We start from the raw sequence: 18722 nt of genomic DNA on the forward strand, positions 1-18722 counted from the left end.
AAGACTGAGATTGGGCAAAAGCGGTCGACCGACCGCGGAGGGAAATGGCAGAGCTTATTGATGAACCGGCGCGTCGCCCGTTAACGCGCCGCCGTAATCGCTTATGGCGGTATAACGGACCGTCGCCGAACCCGGCACTGCATCCATGTTTGGCACGGTAATAACAGCCGTACCGCGCGGCGGCACCATACCGCCGGCTTCGTTCCGATAGGTTTGCGAACCACTCACCACATCAATTTCACTGAACGACACAAAGTACGGAGTCGGATTCGAGACTGCTAATGCCTGCCCCTTCCCCTGAGGCGCATGCACAAGTTTCCATTCCAACTGATGCGGCGCCTCTTCGGGATTTCCAGGCAGCTTCGGCGGCCGGACGAAGACCTTTATACGCGTGCGGTACGCAAACTGTAACGTGTTCGTGTCGGCCTTCTGCTCGGCTTTCGGCGGAATATCGAGCACATTCAGCCAATAGACTGACTCACGGTCTTGCGGCAAGGTCGCGTCGCCGCTGAAGATCACACGCAACATTTGCGTTTTGCGCGGATCCATCCGGAAGATCGGCGGCGTAATCACAAACGGAACCTTAGCCTCGCCCGGCTTCGAATCCGCGTTGCCATCGTCCATCCAGACCTGGACGAGCGAAGGGTTCTTGCTATCGTTTTCAAGTCTGACCGTCACTTCGCGCTGATCGAGCGGATACACAACACGCGTTCCACCGATCGTCACACTTGCCTGCAAACTGTCCGCCGTTAGCGCGGCAGCAAAAGTCGCGGCAACCACCAGCACCGTTCGAACAAGGGCATTCATCTCTTTCCCCTTTTCTGATTAGCAATTCCAAACCACGCTGATTAAAAGGCGATTGCGTTAGCAAACGCCTTGTCCTGCGCGTCACCTATATTGCATTGTGTATTGCACTGATGTTGCCACTGGCCCTGCCTGTGCCTGGCCTATCGCAATGTATTGCGCGAAATAATTCAGGATAGCCGAACCGCCGGAAATCGGAATGCCATTCTCGGCAATCTGATTGTTGATGCCGTTCCGGATATCGATCGGTTGAAGCCGATTATTTAGCAAGCGGATTTCCACGTTCTTCGCACCGTTATCGACGAATGCATTCTTCAGATAGCCGTTCGCCTGATCGACCGTGGGGCCGTTCTCGAACCTGGCGACGGCCTTGGTCCCCAGTCCCGAGCAGCCGCTCACCACCATTTGAATGTCGCCCATGTTCGACGTGCCAGCAACATCGCCGGTATTCGCAAGTGAGTCCGTCGGAACAGCGGGCAAAACCACGCCGATATCTGCCGGCGTGCCAGACGCAATGCCGTTGATCGAGCATGTCGTATCGGAGACGACTCCGTGAATAACGATGTCGCCGTCAGCCGCCTGGGCATTGATTGATGCCATGCTGACCAGACCGGCGCAAACAAGCGCGAGCCTGTAGAGAGAAGAGTTCATGTCTGTTTTCGAATGAAATCGCGGGAGGATCGCAAACACCACAGCGCGAAAGTTTCGAAGGACGCGGATAAAAATAGGGCGCCGCGCAAGCAACGCCCTCTTCATGCGTCTTACTGGTATTGCATGGTGTATTGCACCGACGTCGACACATTGCCCGCTACTGCCTTGTCGGTCGCGTAATACTGTGCGAAGTACTTCAGGACCGCCGAGCCGCCGGAGATAGCCGTGCCGTTGGTGTTAACGTCGTTGTTTTGCCCATTAAGAATATTGATCGGCTGCAAATTCGCATTGAGCAGACGCACTTCGACATTCTTTGCACCCGCCCCGCCGGCCATGTTGTTCAAATAGCCCGACGACTGGTCGACGGTCGGGCCGTTCTCGAAACGGGCGACCGCTTTGGTTGCTGTGCCAGAACAGCCGCTCAGCGTCATCTGGATATCGCCCGCGTTCGACGTGCCGGCTATCGCACCTGCCGACGCCAGCGACCCTGCCTGAACCGTCGGCAGCGTGACCGAAATATCAGCCGGCGTTCCAGCTGCTGCACCGTTGATCGAGCACGTCGTTTCCGACACCGTACCTTGAATGGTGATGGTGCCGTCCGCGGCATGAGCATTAAGCGACGCGAGGCCGATAAGACCGCCGACAACCGGGGCGAGCGCAGAAAAGCGCAGTTTCATGGTTGACACTCCAATAAGTTAAATACAGCAGATTGAGATCGGCACCACCCATTGGATTTGTCTGGTGCACGTTGCCTGACTCTCGCATCGCGCCTAGCGCGTTGCCGGAGGCTTTCGTTAAAGCGCGCGGGCAGTCATCAGGTTGAAGAGAATCTTAAAAAGGTGTGGCTTAAGAATCCGTAAGACGATTCTTAAATTGAGATGTTTGTCTCGACAAAGGTCCTCCATTGCTGCCGAAGCAGACAGTCAAGGTGAGGATTTTCGGGAGCCCGCGCGCGGAGCCTTCGACCCCGGCCGGGAAGCGATGCTACGCAATAGAAAACGCCGTATCGGTTGCCCGATACGGCGTCATTGCGCGGGAAAGGTGAGGATCTCCGGGATTGGGCTGGCGAAGCCGCCCCTCCGCCGGGCGACGCCGCACCCTGGCCGCGCCACTGGCCAACGCGAGGATTCGCCTGTCGCCGCTTACTGCTCGATCAGAAAGCGGTCACGATTCTTCCCCGCCAGCCAGCCCGGAGCGCGGCCGCGGCCACTCCACGTCTCGCCGGTCTTCGGGTTCTGATACTTGGGCGGAAGAGCCGGTTTGCGCGCCGCCGACCGTTTCTTGCTCGAAAAACCGAGCTCCTCGGCGGTGATGCCATATTCGGCGATCTTCTCCTTGATATCGGCAATGGCCTGCATGACTTCCTTGTCGCGAGCCATTGACATTTCCTTGTGAAGCTTTTCGAGTTGCGCAGTCAGCTGCTTATACGTGGCCATCGAGCATCGTCTCCTTTCAGTGTCGAGTACGGCAGTGTGACCGTACCAGACCCAAAAAGTGCCGGGTAGCCTGTATTGCCCCGAGAAGGAATTGAATTCAGCGCTTGCGCGCCCGCGCCTCGAGTGCTTTCAATGCTTCACTGAGCTTCTTGACGCGGTCTGCTTGCGCCGGAACCAGCACCGCGCCCGACACCGAATTGATGCGATTTCGCCAATAAGACAACGGAATTCCATCATTGGGCGAAATGCGTGAAATTATCCGTTCCAGGTGCTCTATGTCCTTTTCGATCTGATCGTGATTCATCGCCTTCCCCGTATTGTCTGTATTTCGGGTCGCCCGTCAATTCCGCGAGCGGTATCGCCGGAAATCGACTTTAGCGTTTCACGCGCTTTTCTTTTAAAGACTTCCTGTTGGTATCGCGTGAAACCGCACACCGGCGCGACCTTATACGGATCGTCGCCGCAAACGACTGCAAACCACTATAGCGCGTCGCGCAGGTATGCGTCCGTTGCCCGCCGCACGGAAATGTACGGGAAGTTCTACCCTGCAACCTGTAAAAATGCCGGTGTCGAAAGAAATCAGAGCGGGGCGCGCCTGCCTCATTCACCGGCTAATAGAAAAGCACCACGGCGAAATAAGATCGGTTGCCTGCCGACCTATGCGCATCGAATGAGTCTGGCAACGTCATTTTCAGATTCGTCGGCTATCACGCACGCGATAAAAAGCGGGACGACACCCGATTTACCGCTTCCGGGAACCCGGAACCGCTTCGCCATTACTTGCGCTTACACGCATACAGCAGATTGCGGACGCCGCTTTCGACCGTCTGACGGACCACCTCGTACCCGCCGCCACCGCAGTTGGCGGCTGCCTGTTGCTCGCAGGAATCCGAGCCGCTTTGACACTGGACAAGCGTTGTCGGACTCCCGTCGGATGCAAACAACGGCGCGCTGCTGCCGCAGCCAGCCAGGCCGGCGACCGCCGCCAGCGCCACCATCGCGCGCGCCGCGCGGAGCGGACCGAACGCCTGAGCCGCGCGCGCCACTGCAAAGACCTGACTACGTTTCATGGGCAACCCCGATCGGACCTTTTGTTTTTCGACTATGCGATTGTGCCATGTGGCCGCTACATTGCGTCATTGCGCATCGCTCGCGCCAGCCGGCTGGTCCGGCGCGGCAAGCGTCTTGTAGGGAAGCGGCGCACGGGCACTCGAGCCGACCCGGATAAACACCTGCTCGACGTCCGGAATCGCTTCGAGTTGCTGACGCAGTGCCTGCCGATCGAACGACGCCGGCGCGCAACCTTCCGCGTAAACGAAACGGCGCTGGACCGTAATCCACAGGCTGGTGCCGTCGAACGCGCGAGGATTGCTGAAATGCGCGCGAATCGCATCGGCGATGGGTTGGTCGTACATATATGAATTGGGCTTTGTGCATTTGTGCGCAAGCCAGCAGGTCGTGCCTCGCTCGACACGATAGTGCGCGTCGTCTTCCATCTGCGCGCGCGTCATCAATGGGCCTAGCGGAACGGGGCAATCCGTCATTGCGTGCGACAGTTCGAAGAACGGATCGTTGAACCAGTTCTTGCGCTCGGTTGCCACAGAGGCGGTTGAAGCGGGCTGTTGTGCAAACGACGGTTGCACATGCCCGAGCGCAAGTGCCGCAACCAGCAACGCGCCCGCTGTGCTTGCCTTGCCGACCTTTCGGATATCTGACGGTGCCATGACTCCCCCTCCTTCCGGGCGTGCGAGATCAAACTTCGATGGCGTACGCCGCAATCTTCCTGTAAAGGGTCGCCGCCCCCGGGCGGTTCGAACTCGCCCCTCTCTATCGTGTTCATTCGCGTCAGGTCTCGCCAGCAAGCGCGATTGTCTCATTTTTGAGAATCGCGACCCGGCTGCAAATCGGGTATTCTCTTGAGCCCTGCGAACCCATGCAAGCGGTCTGCCTCCGTTCCGAGACGAACATCGGTACGCGTTCGCTCGTGACCTATCGGCAACGGCCACGGGTCATCCGGCATCCGTTGCTGGACGTGTATGGCACAAAACCTGCGGGCGCCGGCCGCGGCTCACTACGCGACTCGCGCGACCGCCGCTTAGAACAACCCCGTTTGGGAGACACCTTTGTCCTTTGTCATCGTCCTTGCCGCTCTGGCGTTTCTGATGTTCGCCGCCTATCGCGGCTACAGCGTGATTCTCGTCGCACCGATCGCCGCACTCGGCGCGGTCCTGTTAACCGACCCCGCCGCTGTCGCGCCGGTCTTTTCCGGCATCTTCATGGAAAAGCTGGTCAGCTTCGTCAAGCTGTACTTCCCGGTCTTTCTGCTAGGCGCGGTATTCGGCAAGGTGATCGAACTATCCGGGTTCTCGGAATCGATCGTCGCGGCGGCGATCCGTTATATCGGCCGTTCGCGCGCGAATGCCGTTATCGTCGCGGTGTGCGCGCTGCTGACTTACGGCGGCGTATCGCTGTTCGTCGTCGTGTTCGCGGTGTATCCGTTCGCGGCGGAGTTGTACCGTCAGAGCAATATTCCGAAGCGGCTGATGCCGGGTGCCATTGCGCTGGGTGCGTTCTCGTTCACGATGGACTCGCTGCCGGGCACGCCGCAGATCCAGAACATCATCCCGACCACGTTCTTCAAAACCACCGCATGGGCCGCGCCGGGGCTTGGCGTGGCAGGGTCGATCTTCATCGTCGTGGTTGGGCTGACGTTCCTCGAATGGCGCCGTCGCTCCGCCATGGCCAAGGGCGAAGGCTACGGCACGTCGCTTGTCAACGAACCCGAGCGCATCGAAACGTCGAAGTTGCCGCATCCGTTGCTCGCAATCGCGCCGCTCGTGCTGGTCGGTATCGCGAACTTCGCGCTGACGCAGCTGCTGCCGCAATGGTATGGCGCGTCATACACGGTCGCGCCTGAGGTGTTGCCTGGCGTCCATGCGCCGGTCAGCGTGGCAGTCAAGTCGATGGTCGCGATCTGGGCTGTCCAGGGTGCGCTGCTGCTTGGCATTCTGCTCGTCGTGCTGACCGCGTTCGGCCGCGTCAGCGAACGCTTTGCGAGTGGGACCAAAGCCGCGGTGGCGGGCGCGCTGCTCGCATCGCTGAATACCGCTTCCGAGTATGGTTTCGGCGGTGTGATTGCCGCGCTGCCCGGGTTTATCGTCGTCAGCGACGCGTTGAAGAGCATTCCGAATCCGCTCGTCAATGCCGCCGTGTCGGTCAGTGCGCTCGCCGGCATTACCGGTTCCGCGTCGGGCGGTATGAGTATCGCGCTGGCGGCGATGTCCGATCTGTTTATCAAGGGCGCGCAGGCTGCGCATATTCCGATGGAAGTGCTGCATCGGGTGGTCGCGATGGCAAGCGGCGGCATGGATACGCTGCCGCACAACGGTGCAGTCATTACGCTGCTTGCGGTAACCGGGCTGACGCACCGCGAGTCGTATCGCGACATCTTCGCGGTGACGGTGATCAAGACATTAGCCGTGTTCTTTGTGATTGCGCTGTATTACACAACCGGCCTGGTTTGATGCGCAGGGGCATCCGGCTGCTTGAAATAAAACCCAAAATTTGATCTCTCGACGACGAATCAAGCGACTGCGAACAAAATGCGGATTCGTTCATGCGTTCTTCTTCAACGTACGCTTTGTGTCGCATGACTAACCGACTTCATCTTCGTCCCGATTTCCATCAAGCGGTCTTTGGTCTCATCATCCGTACCAGGAGAGCACTCACGCGCATCGTGCCTAACAACGATGACGGGTTGATCACTCCGTCACTCCAACCGCCTCATGCCTTCCGCGTATCGAAGCTCCGGATGTATGGTCATGCCCTCACATTACAAAGCTCCGAGCCGCTTCGGGTTTGCGTTGTTTCGTAATAGTTCGCTTCCGCGTTCAGGCGAGCCTTTTAGCGTAAGTCCGATCCCAACATGAGGTGATCATCAGTTCGCCCATGGCCCGCTGACTTCGTGCACGACTCATCTGCCGCTATCGCGCGTCAGTATATTGGAATGGTAGGCAAGCCCGCGTTTGGTCAGTCCGGACGCCGCCCGACTGCCGGCAAGCAGTGCTCGGCCTCGTTTACCTTGACGAACTCGATCAAAGATCCGGCAGCAGCACCAGACTGAATCGCGTAGCCCATAGCGTCCGCTGGAGCATGACGGAACGCCGGTCCAACAACTCAGCAAGCCTAACGGGCACGGATTTCCTTGGGCCTTCGGCCTGGAGCCAGCGCGCGCCAGCGCCGCATACGCTACGACGATAAGCACCATACCGCCGAAAGCTCCCGAATGTTCGCGCAGAAGACGTCTGCGCCCCCTCGCACGCGGTATTCACGCCAGTTCGATCGAAGCGGCGACGGTGAGGAAAGGCGATACGAGCCAACCGAAACGTCCAGTGAGAATGCTCCACAGCACGTGTCAAAAAGCGGAAAAGGGAAATAGCAGGCGTGAGGCAAAGCGCACAACCGGTTAAGCCGCTCGCGCGTCAATCCCCTTGGCACCGCGAGCGCCATTGTGCATTGCCCGTCCTGCGGACACCGCCGCGAGCCGACCTAACCGTTACCGCCGTGGAACAGCGTCAGTTTGTTCGACACCGATGTCACGCCCTGCACCGAGCGTGCGACCTCTTCAGCCTGACCAATCTGCGAGCCGTCCTTAACGCTGCCGCTCAGCGTCACCGCGCCGCCGCGCGCTTTAACGAACACCCCGGACACGTCAAAGCCTGGGGTTTTGCCCAGTGCGCGCCGGACTGCCTTGGCAAGCGCCCGGTCGGCCTGCTTCGTCGACTGCGGACTCGTCGCCTGCGTGGTGGCCGCCGCGTCGTTCTGTGCGAACGCAGATGAAGTTGCGACAGCCATACCGGCCGCCAGCAACAGTGCTTGAATCGTCTTTCGCTTCATGATCGCCTCCTCGCTGCACGTTGTTTCCATACTCCGGCCGTGATTTTTGCAATGTAGGCGATCTGGAAGAAATGCGCAAAGAGACCCCCGGCAGCCTTGCCGTATAAGGAAGCAACGCGGCACGCGGCTGTCTCGCAACGCGCCTGCGAGACTCAGCGAACGCTAAACACCGACACCTGTCGAGCGAGATCATGCGACTGCTGATCAAGCGCCTGTGCAGCCGCACTCGCCTGTTCGACAAGCGCGGCGTTTTGCTGCGTGATCGAATCCATCAGACTGATCGCCGTATCGACCTGTTCGATGCCGGTACGTTGCTCGAGCGCGGCCGCGACGATCTCGTTCATCACAAGCGCGAACCGCTGCACCGTCTCAAGGACGTGCCGCATGGCCAGCTCGGCTTCTTTGACCAGCACCGTGCCGTCCGCTGCGGCGCTCACCGAATCAGCGATCAGTTCTGCGATCTGCCCCGCCGCCGACGACGAGTGCTGGGCAAGCGCGCGCACTTCCGCCGCGACGACCGCAAACCCGCGACCGTGCTCGCCGGCGCGCGCCGCCTCGACGGCCGCGTTCAGCGCGAGAATATTCGTCTGAAATGCGATGCCGTCGATAATGCCGGTGATATCCGCGATCTTGCGCGAGCTCACGTCGATCCGGTTCATCGTACCGGTCATGCGGCCGATCACCGCGCTGCTGCCTTGCGCAGCGGTCGAAGCGTCGTCGGCAAGGCCGCGCGCCTGCTGTGCATGTTCGGCATTCTGTTTGACGGTCGCGGTCAACTCGCTCATGCTAGCCGCCGTCTCTTCGAGTGACGCCGCCTGTTCTTCCGTGCGCGTCGACAGATCCAGCGTGCCCGCCGCGATTTCGCGCGTCGCGGTACCGATCGTTTCGCAGCTGTCGCGCACCGCCGTAACCGTCTTCGATAGCTGCGCTTGCATCGTTTGCAGACCAGCAAGCAATTGACCCATCTCGTCCGCACGGTGACGTTCGATGTGGCGGCTCAGATCGCCCGCGGCAATCGCGCTGAAATGGCCGAGCGCGTCGTCGAGCGGGCGCATGATCGCGCGACGCAGCGTCATCCAGCTAAACACGGCGGCGAGCAAACCGATCGCAATGAGCGCGGCCGATGCAATCAGAAACGTTCTGAAGTAATGCTCTGCCTCTTCGTAGCGGCGTTGCGCATTCGTGTACAGCGTGCGCTTCAGCGCTTCATCGGCCGTGGTCAAGTCGTTGAAGAGCGGGCTCAGTTGCACGGTGCCGATCCGATCCGCCGCCGCGCGCTCGCCTTTCGTCAGCGCATCCATGAACGCCAGCATTGCGTTGCGCAGCGCCTCACGGCGCTGGTTCGCCGCTTCGATCAGCGGCGCTTCGCCAGGCTCGTGCGGCTGTCCGACGAAGCGGCGCCATGCGTCGTCCGATTGTGCGAGATATTCAGTCGCGCGCGCAATCTGGCGCTGCACGACCGACTCGTCGACATTGGCCGTCGCCGCGCCGAGCACGAGGCGCATGCGTGCGATCAACAGTTCCGCCGCGCCGATGTGCATCGTGGCCGCCAGCTTGTTCTGGTACGTATCGCGGTTTGCATGGTTCGCCTGGTAGCCGCCTTGCAGACCGAGTCCGCCGATTGCGAGCATCAATGCCGCAAGCAGCGCGACGGTCAACGCAATGCGCGCCTGCAGCGAAAACGATTGGCTGCGTTTCGCGACGTATCGCGCGTGCGCGTTGTCCGCGCCGTCGAAACGCGGTGCATGGGCCGCGTCAGCGGCCAGAGCTTGCGTCATCGAATCAGATCCCCGTATTGATGTTTTTATGAATCGCCAAGCACCGAGCTTCTCTGCATCGGTTCCACGGCTTTGGCGGCAGCCGCGTTGTGTTCAGCATGCTGCGCGCCGAACCGAACGCGATACAACAACGACAGCACCGCGGAGAACACGGCCGTCACCACGAAAAGCAGTGCAGCCGCATAGAAAAGTTCCGCGATTGGCAGATGCATCGACAGAAGCAAGCCGCCGATCACCGGTCCGGATACCGAACCGATCTTGCCGACCGAGATTGCGCTGCCCACACCCGCCGAGCGGAACGACGTGGGATAAATCATGCCGGCCACCGCATAAAGACCATACTGCGCGCCGACGACACAGAAGCCGGTCGCGAACACGGCGAGCATCAGCCACGCTTGCGATGTCATCAAACCGAGTGCCGCGGCGACCGGTGCGCCTAGTGCGGGCAGCGAGATAATGGCCAGCACGCCGTGGCGGTCGACGAAACGGCACAGAACCAGTCCGCCCAATACGCCGCCGACCGAGAACATCGTCGTGATCAGACCCGCGCCCTGCGGATTGATGCCGATGCCTTCCATCAGGATCGGGAGCCAGTTCTGCAGGAAGTAGAGCGTCATCGAGTTCACGATGAACACGATCCACAGAAGCGGCGTGATGCCGGCGAGCCCATCGGAGAAGATCAGCTTGAGCACGAAACGCCGCTTCTCGTGTACTTCGCCCGCAATGAAACGGGCGTCCGCGGGAATCTGCAATTCCGGACGTAGACGCGCAACGAGCCGGCGCACGGCATCGACGCTGCGCTGTCGGACGACGAGCAGCTTCGCCGATTCGGGTAGCGTGAAAATCAGCAGCACCGCGACGAGCAGCGACCCGCCACCGCCGACGATAAACATCACCGGCCAGCCATAGTGATGAATCAGCGACGATGAAACCAGTCCACCCGAGCCGGCGCCGATCGAAAAGCCGGAGAACATCAGCGTGACCCATGTCGCACGCAAGCGCTTCGGCGCGTATTCGGCAACCAGCGCCACCGAGTTCGGGATCACGCCGCCCATGCCGATGCCCGCGATAAAGCGCAGCAGCATCAATTCGTTTAACGATGTAACCCACACCGACGCGAGCGTCAACGCACCGAAGAACAGGCTGCCCGAAACAATCGCCTTCTTGCGGCCGAAACGGTCGCCGATATAGCCGAAGATAAACGAGCCGATCAATGTACCGAACAGACCCGCGCCGAACACCGGTCCGAACCCGCCGCGCGCGACGTGCCACTCCTTGATAATGGCGGGCGCCGCGAACGACACGGCCGTCTGATCATAGCCATCCATCAGCATGATCATGAAACACCAGAACAACAGCCCGACGGCGAAGCGCCCCGTCTTTTGTTCTTCTACCAGTGTCGCGATATTAAATGTGCGGTCTGCTTGCATGTGCGTTCCATTTGCGTCGTCAGCGCACCACGCCGTCGCGCGGGTGCGTTGCCGTGTTCTCCTCATGCTCTCGTGGCTGCCCGTTGCAGCGCCGCTGCCCGGGGCCCACAATATAAGGCCCACTGCGCAGCGGCAGAATCAAAAAATAGCGATGAAGAAATAGAAAAAAGTGAATAAACCCGCCGCTGCATCACTTCTTGTCACGCCATACCGCCTCCGCTTCAGAACATGTGGTTGATGCCGACCCGCCCAACCGTCTGCGCGTTCGAACTCGACGCGATGTAGCCGAACTGCTCGGCATGCGCGTTGGGCCCGGACGCGCGCTGCAGACCGACACCTGCGTAAACCTGCGTCACCTTCGACAGGTAGTGCGTCAGAAACAGGTTGTACTGATTGAATGTCAGATCTTCAAACGTCGAGCGGTTGTACGACAGGCCGAGCACGTATAACCGCGCCCCTCCGCTCAAATCGATATTCACGCCGGCCTGATAGTTGTGCTCGTGGACGGCACCTTCCGCGTTTTCGAGCTTCACATCGGTATACGTGAGGTGTGGCGTGAACGCGCTAATTGCCACCGAACCGCCCACGGCGATCGTGCTGTAGCGGCTCGCGTTGAACTGAACGCCCGAGCGCAGTTGCTGCCCGAGCAGGGACGTGAGGCTAAACACGCCGAATATGTCAGCCGTGCGGTCGTGCGACATCGTGTACGCCGCCCCGAATTTCACGATGCCGTTCTGATAACGTGCGCCGATGCTGTACTGCCGTCCCGCGCTGAAATCGCCCGCCTGGCCGCCGAAACTGTTCATCACGCCAGCCTGGAAGCCGCGATAGTTGATCGTTTCGTACCTCACCGAGTTGTTCAACGCATGCGTGTTCGCCAGACCATCGAGGTTGCCGACCGTGTAGAACGACGAAATACCCGGCACCGCGTTGTTCAATGCGCCGACGTATTCGTAGATATAGTCGGGGATGTTGCCGAAGCTAAGCGCGCCCCACCGGTCATTGGCAAGACCCACGTACGCATCGCGGTTGAAGAAGCTCGTCGGGTTGATCTGCGCACCGGTGTTGGACAGAAAGCCGGACTCGAGCCGTGCAAACACCGCGTTGCCCCCACCCAGGTCTTCCCTCATCAGAAAGCCCCAGCGGTCCGGCGTCCGTTTGCCTGCCGATTGCTGCACCAGATGGCCTCCATTCGAGTTCGTCACGAAATCGATCCCTGAGTCGATGCTCCCGTATATCGTGGCGTACGACTGCGCGAACGCAGGACAGCTGAGCAGCGCGGCGCATCCGCCCGCGAACAATCTAGTCTTCAACTTGCCTCCAAATATTGTTATCCGATCTTGTTATCGTGGCCGGTCTGGGTCTCGCAGACGGCACGGATGTCTGTTGTACATGAGGAGCCTCGCAACGTCCGATCCTCCTGATCGGCCTGCGTGTCCACAGTCTCCTCACGCTGCGCAAAGTGTAGCGAGGTCATTTACGCTTTTGAATCGTGAAATATTTATCAATCAATAGAACAATGCGAATACTGACCTGGGGTATTTACCAGGAACCCCTGTAAATTACGATTACGCGTCTTTAATCGCCGGTATTTCGCGTGCTACCATCCGCGCGTTCTGAAACGAGTTTAGAAACGATAAAGAGCCGCCCAGCGGAGGAAAATAGAATGCAAGTCAGAGCCGTAGCGCCGCGGCGCATGGTCGTCGGCATCAGCGGTGCGTCGGGCGTCGTATACGGCGTGCGGCTGCTGCAACTGCTAAGGCAGATGGAGATCGAAACGCATCTGGTGATGAGCCGTTCCGCGCAAGTCACGCTCGCGCACGAGTCAGACTACAGTGTCGCGGACGTGCGCGCGCTCGCCACCGTCTGCTATTCGAATACCGACATCGGCGCCGCCATTTCGAGCGGCTCGTTTCCCGTCATGGGCATGATCGTCGCGCCCTGCTCGATCAGGACGCTATCGGAAGTCGCGACAGGTGTGACGAGCGGGCTGCTGTCGCGCGCCGCGGACGTGACGCTCAAGGAACGCCGCCGACTTGTGCTGATGGTGCGCGAAACGCCGTTGCATCTGGGACACCTGCGCAGCATGACGAGCGTCACCGAAGCGGGCGCGATCGTCTATCCACCGGTGCCGGCGTTCTACGCGAGTCCCGAATCGATCGACGACATGGTCGATCACACGCTCGGCCGGGTGCTCGATCTGTTCGGCATCGAGACCTCGGTCGTGCACCGCTGGGGCATGTAGCGCCAGCCGCTGTGATGCACCGTCATTCATAAAATTGCTCGATGATCCGTTCGGATTCTTTTGCTTCTTAAGTGTTCGGCGTTGTTTTAAAGTTCATTCCAGTTTCAGCGGGTGATGCATTTAAAACAGCATTAAAAAGATTTATCGATAGACTGATAAATCAACTCGATAAAACGCGCCCCAACACGAAAAGAGGTTGATTCGACGAATGAAGATAGTCATTGCGGGAGCCGGCATCGGCGGACTGACGGCAGGCGTTGCGTTACTGAAGAAAGGCTTCGATGTCACCATTCTCGAACAGGCGCAGGCGCTCAAGGAGATCGGTGCGGGCGTGCAGCTGAGCCCGAACGCGACGCGCGTGCTATACCAGATCGGCGTCGGCAGCAAGCTCGAAGAACTTGCCTGCGAGCCGCCCGGCAAGCGCGTGCGCCTGTGGAATACCGGCCAGGCGTGGCGCCTGTTCGATCTCGGCGCGGCATCGCGGGACATCTATGGCTATCCGTACTTCACGCTGCACCGTGCGGACCTGCATCAGGGGCTCGCCGACGCCGTGTATGCGCTGGCGCCCAATGCGATCCGTCTCGGCGAGAAAGTCGAGGGCGTGAAGCAACGCGGCGGGAAGGTTGAAGTCACAACGGTTCAGGGCACCGTCTACGAAGCCGACCTGCTGATCGGTGCCGACGGTGTGCATTCGCGCGTGCGGCGTGCGCTATTCGGCCCTGACGAACCGGTGTACTCCGGCGTGATGGCGTGGCGCGGGGTGATCGACGCGGAAAAACTGCCGGACCACCTGCGCACGGCTTACGGCACGAACTGGGTCGGCCCAGGCGCACACGTGATTCACTACCCGTTGCGTGGCCACAAGCTTATCAACTTCGTCGGCGCAGTCGAGCGCGACGGCTGGCAAGTCGAATCGTGGTCGGAACGCGGCACGCTCGAAGAATGTCTGAACGATTTCGCGGGCTGGCACGACGATGTTCAAGCGCTGATCTCGGCGATCGACATCCCGTACAAGTGGGCGCTGATGGTGCGCGAACCGATGACGCGCTGGAGCGCCGACCATGTGACGCTACTCGGCGATGCCTGCCATCCGACGCTGCCCTTTCTCGCGCAAGGCGCCGGCATGGCGATCGAAGACGGTTACCTGATCGCGCGCTGCCTCGCGCGCTATACGGACGACTTGCCGCGCGCGCTGGCCCGCTACGAAGCATTGCGCGTCGATCGCACCGCGCGTGTCGTGCGCGGCTCGGCGGCCAACGCCGCGCGCTTTCATAACCCGCAGCTCGCGCATGCGGAAGGCGCCGCCGACTATGTCGACCGCGAATGGAGCGAAGAGCGCGTGAAAGAGCGCTACAACTGGCTGTTCGAATACAACGTCGACACCGTCGAAGTTTGAGGTCCGAACCGCCCTGCGTTCCGGAAGTACAGACCGTTCAAGCCGGTCATGCAAAGGAGACGATAGATGACCACGATTCCCGCTGTCCTCGGTCTGCACCATTTCGCATGGCGCTGCCGCAATGCCGAGGAAACCCGTCATTTCTACGAGGACATCCTCGGTCTGCCGCTGACGCACGTGATCCGTCTCGATCGCGTACCGAGCACAGGTGAGCATTGCCCTTACGTGCACCTGTTTTTCGAACTGGCGGACGGTTCGAACATCGCATTCTTCGATCTCGGCGACAACACGGCCGCGCTGCCGTCGCCGAACACGCCCCCATGGGTCAATCACATCGCGTTCCGTCTCGCGACGCTCGGCGAGCTCGATTCGATGAAGCAACGGCTCGTCCAGCATGACATTCAGGTGCTCGGCATCACCAATCACGAATTCGTGCGGTCGATCTATTTCTTCGATCCGAACGGCCTGCGCCTCGAGTTCACGGTAGTGGTCGCGAATGCCGAAACGCTCGAAGGCTATAAAATGCGGGCTCGCGGCACACTCGATGCATGGACCGCGGACCAGAAAAAAGCTGCGCCGGAGACACGCCCCGTATGACCGCCCTGAATTCCACTCACGATCCCGCACTGCGCAGTTGGGTCGAAACAGCCAATCTGCCCGGTGCGGACTTTCCGATCCAGAATCTGCCGTTTGGCGCATTCGAACGCGACGGCGAGGTACGTACCGGCGTTGCGATCGGCGATCGTATCGTCGATCTGCAGGCGCTCCACGAAGCAGCGCTTGTCGACGGCGATGCGGCCATTGCCTGTGCCGCCGCTTGCGGTGGCGCGCTTAACCGTTTGATGGCGCTCGAACCGCGCTATTCCGGCGCACTGCGCCGCGCGCTGTCCGCGCTATTGCGCAGCGATTCACCGCTGTTGCCGCAGGTCCAGCCGCGGGCGGCCGCGCTGCTGCCGCGCATCGCCGACGTCACGATGCGCCTGCCCTGCGAAATTGGCGACTACACCGATTTCCTGACATCGCTGCATCACACCGAGCGGCATGGCCGCTATAAGGGTCTGGCCGACCCCCTGCCGGCGGCCTTCAAGTCGCTGCCGATCGCCTATCACGGCCGTGCGTCGTCGCTGCGCGTAAGCGGCGGCGACGTGCGCCGTCCGCATGGACAGTATCGCGACGCGCAAGGCCATGTTCGCTTCGGCCCTGCACCCGCGCTCGATTTCGAACTCGAACTCGCCGCCTTTATCGGCCGTGGGAACACGTTCACGCATCCGATCGCGATCGACGATGCGCACCAGCACATCTTCGGTTACTGCCTGCTGAACGATTGGTCCGCGAAAAGCATCCAGTGGTTCGAACAGGTGCTCGGTCCGTTCCTCGGCAAGAGTTTTCATTCGAGCCTGTCGCCGTGGATCGTTACGGCGGAGGCGTTGGCGCCGTTCCGCAAGCCGGCTCCTGCGCGTGGCGCAGGCGACGCTGCGCCGCTGCCGCATCTGCATGGCGCATTCGATCAGCAGCACGGCGGATTGAATGTCGAACTCGAAGCGTATCTGTCGACTGCGCAAATGCGCGCCGCCAGCACCGCGGCGGTTCGGATCACGCGCACGCATCTGGACAATCTGTATTGGACCTTCGCGCAGATGGTCACGCATCACGCGAGCAACGGCTGCAATCTGCGCACCGGCGATCTGCTCGGCAGCGGCACGATTTCCGGCGCTGACGATCTGTCACGCGCCTGTCTGACCGAATTGACGAATGCAGGCAAAGACCCGTTGTCATTGCCGAACGGCGAAACACGCACCGCGCTCGAAGACGGCGACGAAGTGATTTTCCGCGCCCGCGCGGTGCAGCCGGGCGCTGTGACAATCGGCTTCGGCGAATGCCGTGGCACGATCGCGCCGGCATTCGACGCATCTGTTTCATCAGCGACATCCACGACGGTACGCAGCGAGGCACACGCATGACGGCCGTCAACGGATTCGTGCAAGTCGGTCACGGACCGTGCAAAGTACTCGTATTGTCCGGCTGGTTCGGCAGTTCGGCGGACTGGAAGGCCCTCGAGCCGGCGCTCGATGTCGACAGCTTCACCTACGTATTCTTCGACTATCGCGGCTATGGTCAGTCGCTCGAACGCGACGGCGCGTTCACGTTCGCCGAAGTGGCGAGCGACGTGCTCGCGCTCGCCGATAATCTCGACTGGCAGCGCTTCAGTCTGATCGGCCACTCGATGGGCGGCATGGCGATGCAGCGCGTGCTGCTCGCCGCACCGCATCGTATCGAACGGATGGCTGGCATTTCCGCGGTGCCCGCGTGCGGCTCGCGCATGGACGCGGCGCGCCTCGCCGGGTTCGGTGCGACCGTCAACGACGTGACGAAACGCGCAGGCATCATCGCTTTTTCGACGGGCAATCGCCTTACGCCGCGCTGGAGCGCGCATCTTGCGAACCAATCGGTTCGGCTGTCGACGCGCGAAGCATTCGCCGGCTATCTGCCGGAATGGGCAACGCGCGACTTCTCGGCCGAACTGATCGGCAGCGCGGCCGCGCAGGTGCCGGTCAAACTCTTTATCGGCGAACACGATCCGACGCTCACCGCCGATCTGATGAACCGCACGTGGCTTGCGTGGTATCCGCACGCGACGCTCGAAACACTGGCGAACGCGGGCCACTACCCGATGTTCGAAGTGCCCGTTGCGCTTGCAACAAAGCTGGAAGACTGGCTGAAACAAACGACGTAGCAATACCGTCCGCGTGCCGTGGTCCGGTATGCGGACGCAGGAGACTCCATGTACGAGACCACCTACCGGCGAGCGTCGACGCTCGAGGAAGCCGTCGCGTGGCTGCGCGAGCACGACGAAGCGCGGCCGCTGTCCGGCGGCATGACGCTGATCCCGACGCTCAAGCAGCGGCTCGCGGCGCCATCCCATCTGATCGACCTCACACGGATCGACGCGCTGCGAGGCATTGCCGTCGTCGACGGCGCGATGCGCATCGGCGCCCTGACGCGGCACGCGGAAGTCGCCGCTTCGCCAATGGTCGCCGCTGCAATCCCTGCGCTCGCGCAGCTCGCGAGCGTGATCGCCGATCCGCAGGTGCGCAATCGCGGCACGATGGGCGGATCGGTCGCGAACAACGATCCCGCCGCCGACTATCCGTCCGCCGTGCTCGCGCTAAACGCGCAGGTGATCACCTCCGAGCGGCGCATCGCCGCCGACGACTACTTCGTCGACACGTTCGAAACCGCGCTCGCGTCCGCCGAGCTTGTCACTGCCATTGAATACACGATTCCGCTGCGCGCCGCGTATGCGAAGTTCCGGCAACCGGCTTCGGGCTATGCGGTGGTCGGCGTGTTCATCGCGCAGTATGCGGACGCGGTGCGCGTCGGCGTCACCGGTGCGGGCGCGTCGGTGTTCCGCTGGCGCGATGCGGAAGAGGCGCTAACTCGTGAGCTTTCCGAAGCATCGCTTGCCGCCGTGAAAGCGGACCCATCGACGTTGCCGGATGACGACAATGCGTCGGCCGCCTATCGTGCCCATCTGATCGAAACTTACGCGCGCCGCGCATTGCAGACGCTGCTCGCTCAACCGCTGCGCCCAGCCGCCCAATAGGAGACGAATCATGGAATTCACCGGATCGCAAACCATCGCCGCCTCTCGCGAGCAGGTGTGGCGCGGCTTGAACGATGCGGCCGTGCTGCAGGCCTGCGTGCCGGGCTGCGAGGCATTCACCGCGGAAAGCGACGACGAGTTCAAGGCAGTCGTAGTTGCGGCGGTCGGCCCCGTGAAGGCGCGCTTCAAAGGCACATTGCAGTTGTCCGACCGGGATGCACCGAATGGCTACAAGATTGCGGGCCACGGCGAAGGCGGCATCGCCGGCTTCGGCAAGATGACCGCGACGGTCACGCTCGCCGATGCGGAAGAAGGCGGCACGCTGCTGACCTACGTCGCCGAAGCGCAGGTGGGCGGCAAACTCGCGCAGATCGGTTCGCGGCTCGTCACGTCGGTCGCGAACAAGCTGGCGGCGGAGTTCTTCAAGCGCTTTAACGCGACGATGAGCGCGCCCGCGGAAGAAACGAGCGCAGCAAAGTAAG

At 61.0% G+C, this 18722-nt stretch carries 19 protein-coding genes; 8 read left to right on the forward strand and 11 right to left on the reverse strand.

The features are described 5' to 3' along the window. Window positions 1-54 precede the first annotated feature (54 nt). The 7 genes from HV796_RS12820 to HV796_RS12850 form a co-directional block, all read right to left on the reverse strand. Complete coding sequence (locus HV796_RS12820) at window positions 55-786, reverse strand: fimbria/pilus periplasmic chaperone (protein WP_246355841.1); 732 nt, start codon at window positions 784-786, stop codon at window positions 55-57. Window positions 787-888: 102 nt separating this feature from the next. Next, window positions 889-1455, reverse strand: coding sequence for a fimbrial protein (locus tag HV796_RS12825; protein WP_175226947.1), 567 nt, complete (start codon window positions 1453-1455; stop codon window positions 889-891). A 110-nt stretch (window positions 1456-1565) separates the two neighbouring features. After that, a complete protein-coding gene (locus tag HV796_RS12830; RefSeq protein ID WP_175226860.1) occupies window positions 1566-2132 on the reverse strand; it encodes a fimbrial protein in 567 nt (188 codons plus the stop codon). A gap of 465 nt (window positions 2133-2597) precedes the next feature. Next, a complete protein-coding gene (locus HV796_RS12835; RefSeq protein ID WP_175226861.1) occupies window positions 2598-2891 on the reverse strand; it encodes an H-NS histone family protein in 294 nt (97 codons plus the stop codon). Between the two features lie 97 nt (window positions 2892-2988). After that, entirely contained in the window at window positions 2989-3195 is a 207-nt protein-coding gene (locus tag HV796_RS12840; RefSeq protein ID WP_175226862.1) for a hypothetical protein, read from the reverse strand. Window positions 3196-3667: 472 nt separating this feature from the next. Next, entirely contained in the window at window positions 3668-3961 is a 294-nt protein-coding gene (locus HV796_RS12845) for a hypothetical protein (RefSeq protein ID WP_377693878.1), read from the reverse strand. 66 nt (window positions 3962-4027) lie between these two features. Continuing rightward, window positions 4028-4615: a BON domain-containing protein gene (locus HV796_RS12850; RefSeq protein WP_175226863.1), complete on the reverse strand. Its 588-nt coding sequence runs from the start codon at window positions 4613-4615 to the stop codon at window positions 4028-4030. A 399-nt stretch (window positions 4616-5014) separates the two neighbouring features. Between HV796_RS12850 and HV796_RS12855 the strand changes: the two genes are divergently transcribed. Then, window positions 5015-6415, forward strand: coding sequence for a GntP family permease (locus tag HV796_RS12855; RefSeq protein WP_175226864.1), 1401 nt, complete (start codon window positions 5015-5017; stop codon window positions 6413-6415). Window positions 6416-7439: 1024 nt separating this feature from the next. On the opposite strand, the gene HV796_RS12860 is transcribed toward HV796_RS12855, so the two are convergent. From HV796_RS12860 to HV796_RS12875, 4 genes are all read right to left on the reverse strand, one after another. Further along, on the reverse strand, window positions 7440-7787 hold the full coding sequence (locus HV796_RS12860; protein ID WP_175226865.1) for a BON domain-containing protein: 348 nt from the start codon (window positions 7785-7787) through the stop codon (window positions 7440-7442). A gap of 152 nt (window positions 7788-7939) precedes the next feature. Continuing rightward, window positions 7940-9565: a methyl-accepting chemotaxis protein gene (locus tag HV796_RS12865; RefSeq protein WP_175226866.1), complete on the reverse strand. Its 1626-nt coding sequence runs from the start codon at window positions 9563-9565 to the stop codon at window positions 7940-7942. Between the two features lie 26 nt (window positions 9566-9591). Further along, the gene (locus tag HV796_RS12870) at window positions 9592-10995 is read right to left on the reverse strand and encodes an MFS transporter (RefSeq protein ID WP_175226867.1); all 1404 of its coding nucleotides are present in this window, start codon (window positions 10993-10995) and stop codon (window positions 9592-9594) included. Window positions 10996-11216: 221 nt separating this feature from the next. Continuing rightward, complete coding sequence (locus HV796_RS12875) at window positions 11217-12308, reverse strand: porin (RefSeq protein WP_175226868.1); 1092 nt, start codon at window positions 12306-12308, stop codon at window positions 11217-11219. Between the two features lie 353 nt (window positions 12309-12661). Between HV796_RS12875 and HV796_RS12880 the strand changes: the two genes are divergently transcribed. The 7 genes from HV796_RS12880 to HV796_RS12910 all read left to right on the forward strand — a co-directional run bounded on the left by HV796_RS12880 (window position 12662) and on the right by HV796_RS12910 (window position 18721). Continuing rightward, complete coding sequence (locus tag HV796_RS12880) at window positions 12662-13240, forward strand: UbiX family flavin prenyltransferase (protein WP_175226869.1); 579 nt, start codon at window positions 12662-12664, stop codon at window positions 13238-13240. Window positions 13241-13448: 208 nt separating this feature from the next. Next, window positions 13449-14636, forward strand: a complete 1188-nt coding sequence (locus tag HV796_RS12885; RefSeq protein ID WP_175226870.1) for an FAD-dependent monooxygenase — start codon at window positions 13449-13451, stop codon at window positions 14634-14636. 66 nt (window positions 14637-14702) lie between these two features. Next, a complete protein-coding gene (locus HV796_RS12890) occupies window positions 14703-15233 on the forward strand; it encodes a VOC family protein (RefSeq protein ID WP_175226871.1) in 531 nt (176 codons plus the stop codon). Then, window positions 15230-16597 (forward strand): fumarylacetoacetase, encoded by a 1368-nt coding sequence (gene fahA, locus HV796_RS12895; protein WP_175226872.1) that lies wholly within the window; start codon window positions 15230-15232, stop codon window positions 16595-16597. Before HV796_RS12890 ends, fahA begins: the two co-directional genes overlap by 4 nt. Then, window positions 16594-17370, forward strand: coding sequence for an alpha/beta fold hydrolase (locus HV796_RS12900; protein ID WP_175226873.1), 777 nt, complete (start codon window positions 16594-16596; stop codon window positions 17368-17370). Before fahA ends, HV796_RS12900 begins: the two co-directional genes overlap by 4 nt. A gap of 48 nt (window positions 17371-17418) precedes the next feature. After that, window positions 17419-18240 carry an FAD binding domain-containing protein gene (locus HV796_RS12905; RefSeq protein ID WP_175226874.1) on the forward strand — a complete coding sequence of 274 codons (822 nt, stop codon included), beginning with the start codon at window positions 17419-17421 and terminating at the stop codon, window positions 18238-18240. Window positions 18241-18250: 10 nt separating this feature from the next. Beyond that, window positions 18251-18721 (forward strand): SRPBCC family protein, encoded by a 471-nt coding sequence (locus HV796_RS12910; protein WP_175226875.1) that lies wholly within the window; start codon window positions 18251-18253, stop codon window positions 18719-18721. The last annotated feature ends 1 nt before the right edge of the window (window position 18722 follow it).

This window comes from Paraburkholderia humisilvae (assembly GCF_902859855.1).
Lineage (GTDB): Bacteria > Pseudomonadota > Gammaproteobacteria > Burkholderiales > Burkholderiaceae > Paraburkholderia > Paraburkholderia humisilvae.